This window comes from Rubrivirga sp. (assembly GCF_049648075.1).
Classification (GTDB): Bacteria; Bacteroidota; Rhodothermia; order Rhodothermales; family Rubricoccaceae; genus Rubrivirga.
Genome location: NZ_JBARYR010000515.1, coordinates 1 through 5,332 on the forward strand (window position 1 = coordinate 1; position 5,332 = coordinate 5,332).

Sequence of the window (5,332 nt, forward strand, 5' to 3'; positions counted from 1 at the left end):
GTTGCCGGCCGAGCCGGCGTCGCCCGTCCCGTTGGAGTAGACGAACGACCGAGTCAGGGTCAGCGTGCCGAAGTTGGCGATGCCGCCGCCGTTGCCACCGTTGCCCGCGTTGCCACCGGCCGTGTCCTGAGCCGACGGGGCCGCGCCATTGCCGCCGCTCGAGGTGAAGCAGTTGTTGACAGACACCTGATCGAGCGTGGCCGTCACGCCCTCGGCGATCAGGACGCAGCCGCCGTCGGCGCCGTTGCTGCCGTCGACCATCTCGTCCATGCCGGGGTCGCTCACGCCGTTGTCACCGGGCTGGGCCGTGCCGCCAGTGATCGTGACGCGCTCGATCGTGACCTCGCCCGAGAGCACGTGGAACACGCGGTCGTTTGGGCCGATCGTGACCTCGGGGCCAGGCGTGCCCGTGCCGCGGATGGTGAGCGACGAGAAGTCGCCGCCCAGGTCGAGGTCGCCGAACGCGTTGTCGTCCTCGAACGTGTTCTCCATCACGTTCGGGGCCGTCTGCGAGAGGGTGTACGTGCCCGAGGCGCCGGCCGCGAGCTGGCCGGGGAGGTTGATCACGACGTCGCCCGACGTCGCGTTGGCCTCGTCGACGGCCGCGCGCAGCGTGCACCGCGGGTCCGCGTCCGGGTTCGAGTCGGTGAACGTGTCGACGCACCGCCCGTCACCGGGGTTAGCGTCCCGGGAGTTCCCGTCGTCGGCCGTCGAGTTGACGGTGAACGTGGTGGGGGATTGCGCCGCCGCTGGGAGGGCGAGGACCATCGAGAGCGCGAGCAGGGCGCCTCGGAGAGTGGAGATGTGCATCAGGGATATGTGCGGTGGGATGTGACTCCTATCGGTCTCCGAGCCGGACGTTCCGCTCGGACTTCCACATAGGGACTTCCCCATGGCGTTAATAGGGGTTTAGCGCGTGATAGGAAATACGGGTCTCCAGAATGGGCAGGCGGCATTCCGATCGCCCTCGATGTAGGTTCGGGCGCGTTCCAAACCCTCAAGTATGCTCGACCTCACGATCGTTCTCGGCTTCGTCCTTTACGCCGTCTGGTCGGGTCTGAGCGCTCGAAAGAAGGCGTCCGAAGGGCTCGGCGAATATTTTTTGGCCGGCAAGACGATCGGCGGTTGGCGCGCGGGGTTCTCGATGGCCGCGACCCAGTTCGCGGCGGACACACCTCTGCTGGTGATGGGACTCGTCGCGACCGGCGGCGTGTTCATGCTGTGGCGCCTGTGGATCTACGGGATCGCGTTTTTGCTGATGGCGTTCGTCTTCGCCGTCGGGTGGCGGCGCTCGGGCGTTCTCACAGACGCCCAGCTTACCGAGGTCCGGTACAGCGGGAAAGGCGTGCTGGCGTTGCGGGTGTTGAAGTCGCTCTACTACGGGACGCTCATCAACTGCGTGGTGATGGCCTTCGTCCTGGTCGCCGCCATGCGCGTGGCCGAGGTGTTCCTGCCGTGGCACCTGTGGGTCCCGGCCGTCCACGGCTTGTTCGTGGGCCTGGTCGATGCGTTGAACGTGACGTCCGTGTTGGGCACGACCGCGACCGGCCTCGAGGCCGGCGTCGCCGCGGCGAACAACCTGATGTCGATCCTTCTCATCCTGGGCTTTACGGCGCTCTACTCCACGACCGGCGGGCTGCGGGCGGTCATCGCGACCGACGTGGTCCAGTTCGCGCTCGCGATGCTGGGGACGATGATCTACGCCTGGGTCATCGTCGGAGAGGCCGGTGGACTGGGTGGGCTCACGGAGCGCGTGGCCGAGATCTACGGCGACCTGCGGGCCAGTCAAATGCTCAGCTTTTCGGCGCCGGACACGTCGTGGGGCGTGCTCGGGCCGTTTCTGACCATCGTCGGGTTGCAGTGGTTTTTCCAGATGAACTCGGACGGGACGGGCTACCTCGCCCAGCGGTCGATGGCGTGCAAGTCCGACCGCGACGCGCGGCTGGCAGGCGTCGTGTTCGCGTGGGCGCAGGTCGTCGCGCGGAGCCTCCTGTGGATCGTGATCGCCGTCGCGCTCCTGGTCGTCTACCCGTTTACCGCGGGCGACGCCTCGGCCGAGGGCTTCGTCGCGGGCCGCGAGATCCTGTTCGTGACTGGCATCGCGGAGACCTTGCCGACAGGCGCGCGGGGTCTGATGCTGGTGGGGCTGTTGGCGGCGCTCGCGTCCACCATCGACACGCACCTCAACTGGGGCGCGAGCTACTGGAGCAACGACCTGTACGGCCGGTTCTACGCGCAGCACCTTCGAGGACGGGAGGCGACGCCGGGCGAGCTGGTGACGGTCGCGCGTGTCTCGAACATCGTGCTGTTGGTGATCGCGCTCGCCATCATGGCCAACCTCGGGTCGATCCAGGAGGGCTGGACGACGTCGCTGCTGTTGGGCGCCGGGATGGGCTCGGTCCTGGTCCTGCGCTGGCTGTGGGAGCGGATCAACCTGTGGAGCGAGCTCGCCGCCATCGCCACGTCCCTCGTTCTGGCCCCGGTCCTGCTGTTCGGGTTCGACCTGTCGGACGCGCCCGACGAGGACGCGCTCCGACTCGCCATCATGGCCGGCGTCTCGACGTTGGCGGCCGTCGGCGTCACCTTCGTCACGCCGCCCACGGACTCCGGCACGCGCGTCGCGTTTTACAACCGCGTCCGCCCGTTCGGCTTCTGGCGCCAGACCGCCCTCGAGGCCGGCGACGACCCTGGTCGCGCGCCGAAGCAACTCGGCAACCGACTGGGCCTGACGGCCACGACGGCCGCGTCGCTGTTCCTGGTGCTGGTCGGTGCGGGCCGCCTGTTGATCCCGGCGCCGGACGCCTCGACCTTGGCGTCGCTGGTGTACCTCGGAGCGGGGCTCGCGCTCGTCCCGGTCTGGGTGCGGTGGGGCTTCGGACCGAACGCGCTCGACGAAGACGTGCCGGACGCGGTGGGCGACGAGATCGTGACGGTGTCGGCGGGGCACGAAGCGGCGGCGGAGTCCTGAGTCGGCCTCGAGGTCGGACTTCGCCCTCGAGGGGCCAAGGTCGGACGGTGGGCACACCAGCGGTGTGCCCCTACGAACGAGGAGCGCATGTCGACCTCGCCTCACCATGGGTCATCCCCGCGCAGGTGGGGATCCGTACGGTGTTCCGCGCGGCCTCGAGGACGAACCGGCCACGCGATCTCGAGGCTGTGTCCAGAGGCCTAACGGGCGTCCTCGATGCGCCGACCTCGATGCGCCGACCTCGAGGTCGAAGACGCGATGGAGGGCGTCGACCTCGAGGGCGCCTACTCGACCTCGATGAGCGTCACGTCGAAGACGAGCGGCGCGTTGGGCGGGATGCCGCTGCCGGGCGGCGGCGAGGCGCCGTAGCCCTGCTCGGGCGTCAGGGACAGCGTTTTCGACTCGCCCTCGGTCATCCCCGCGATGCCGGCCTGGAAGCCTGGAATGACCTGGAGCAGGCTGAACGTGGCCCGGTCGCTCGCGTCGAACACGGTCCCATCTTGGAGGCGACCTTCGTACGCGACGGTCACGGTGCTGGTCGGCTCGGCGACCTCGAGGACGCCGTCGTCGGGCGGCTCGCCGGGTCCGCAGGCCGAGAGGACGAGGGCGGAGAGCAGGAGGGAGGCGGTGCGCATCGGGAAGAGGGAAGGGAGGGCCGAACCTAGCGACCCCACTCGGCCGTTTCTTTCGGCTCACGCTCCTCCGTCGCCGATGGTCCGCCTGCTCCTGTTTCTGTTTCCGCTCGTCGCGCTTTCGCAGACCGTCGAGCGCGTCGAGCCCGCCTTCTGGTGGGCCGGCATGACGCACCCCGAGCATCAGATCCTGCTCTACGGCGAGGACGTCGGCAGCGCCCGCGTGACCCTGGTGCCCTACGACGGCGTCTCCCTCGACGCCGTCACGGCGGTCGCCAGCCCGAACTACCTGTTCCTGTCGCTCACCCTCGAGCCCGGCGTCCAGCCCGGCACGCTGCGGTTCGACCTCGAGGGCGACGGCGTGCAGAGCCTCGAATATGAGCTGCGGGAGCGGACGCGGGCGCCGGGTAGCTACGCGCAGGGCTTCTCGAGCGAGGACGTGATCTACCTCATGATGCCGGACCGCTTCGCCAACGGCGACGTGTCCAACGACGCCGTCCCCGGCTACCTCGAGGGCGCCGACCGCTCCAACCCCAACGCCCGCCACGGCGGCGACTTCGAGGGCGTCCGGCAGCGGCTCGACTACCTCGAGGACCTGGGCATGACGGCGATCTGGTTCACGCCCATCTTCGAGAACAACATGACGCCCGAGTACGGCGCCTACCACGGCTACGCGGCGACCGACATGTACGCGACCGATCCTCGGTTCGGCACGACCGAGGAGTTCACGGCGCTCGTCGACGACGTCCACGGGCGCGGCATGAAGGTCATCATGGACATGATCCACAACCACATCGGCGACCGCCACTGGTGGATGGCCGACCCGCCGACGGCCGACTGGGTCCACTCGTGGGAGGAGTACGGCCAGACCAACTACACCGGCGCCGCGGCCATCGACCCGTACGCGTCCGACGTCGACCGCGACCAGTTGGTCAACGGGTGGTTCGTGCGCGAGATGCCCGACCTCGACCAGTCGAATCCGCTCCTCGCGCAGTACCTGTTGCAGAACACCGTCTGGTGGATCGAGCACACCGGCGTCGACGGGATCCGCATGGACACCTACCTCTACCCCGACAAAGAGTACATGGCGCGGTGGTCGCGCTACGTCCTCGACGAGTACCCGACGTTCAATATCGTGGGCGAGAGCTGGGTCAACAACGTCCCCCACGAGGCCTACTGGCAGGACGACTTCCGCGCGAGCGGCGACGGCTACGACTCGGAGCTGCCCTCCGTCACGGACTTTCCGCTGTCGTTCGCGATGCGCGGCGGCTTCTTGCCCGGCGGCAACGTGTACGAGGTCTACGAGACGCTCGCCCAAGACCACGTCTACCCCGCGCCGAACGACCTGGTCACCTTCTTCGACAACCACGACCTCGACCGGGCCTACGGCGACGCCGACGACCTCTCGGCGCTCACGCTCGGGACGGCCTTCCAACTCACCACACGCGGCATCCCGCAGATCTACTACGGAACGGAGATCGCGATGCCGAACGGCCCCCGAACCGGCGGCGACGGCTTCAAGCGGCTCGACATGCCCGGCGGCTGGCCCGACGACGACCGCAGCGTCTTCCTCGAGGCCGACCGCACCCCGCGCGAGCAAGCCGCCTTCGACGTCGTTCGCAGCCTTACGCGATGGCGCCAAACCGCCGATGTGGTCCACCACGGCCGACTGACCCAGTTCATCCCGCGCGACGGCGTCTACGTGTACTTCCGCTGGGACGACGACGACACG

At 68.5% G+C, this 5,332-nt stretch carries 3 protein-coding genes and 1 pseudogene; 2 read left to right on the plus strand and 2 right to left on the minus strand.

Translation table 11 applies throughout. The features are described 5' to 3' along the window. Nucleotides 1-810 (minus strand): annotated as a pseudogene (locus tag WBA11_RS14465) (hypothetical protein); the annotation flags it as partial. 193 nt (nucleotides 811-1,003) lie between these two features. On the opposite strand from WBA11_RS14465, the gene WBA11_RS14470 reads away from it, so the two are divergent. Further along, nucleotides 1,004-2,968 (plus strand): sodium:solute symporter family protein, encoded by a 1,965-nt coding sequence (locus tag WBA11_RS14470; protein WP_424521374.1) that lies wholly within the window; start codon nucleotides 1,004-1,006, stop codon nucleotides 2,966-2,968. 284 nt (nucleotides 2,969-3,252) lie between these two features. Here the strand turns inward: WBA11_RS14470 and WBA11_RS14475 are convergent, their stop codons facing one another. Beyond that, a complete protein-coding gene (locus WBA11_RS14475) occupies nucleotides 3,253-3,603 on the minus strand; it encodes an FKBP-type peptidyl-prolyl cis-trans isomerase (protein WP_424521375.1) in 351 nt (116 codons plus the stop codon). Nucleotides 3,604-3,679: 76 nt separating this feature from the next. Between WBA11_RS14475 and WBA11_RS14480 the strand changes: the two genes are divergently transcribed. Then, nucleotides 3,680-5,332, plus strand: a 1,653-nt coding sequence (locus tag WBA11_RS14480; protein WP_424521376.1) for a glycoside hydrolase family 13 protein, incomplete at its 3' end; no start/stop codon positions are given.

What these genes read in the sequence shown, in the direction of transcription:
- WBA11_RS14475 (WP_424521375.1), bottom strand. Translation starts at nt 3,603, where the DNA reads ATGCGCACCGCCTCCCTCCTGCTCTCCGCCCTCGTCCTCTCGGCCTGC.
- WBA11_RS14470 (WP_424521374.1), top strand. Translation starts at nt 1,004, where the DNA reads ATGCTCGACCTCACGATCGTTCTCGGCTTCGTCCTTTACGCCGTCTGG.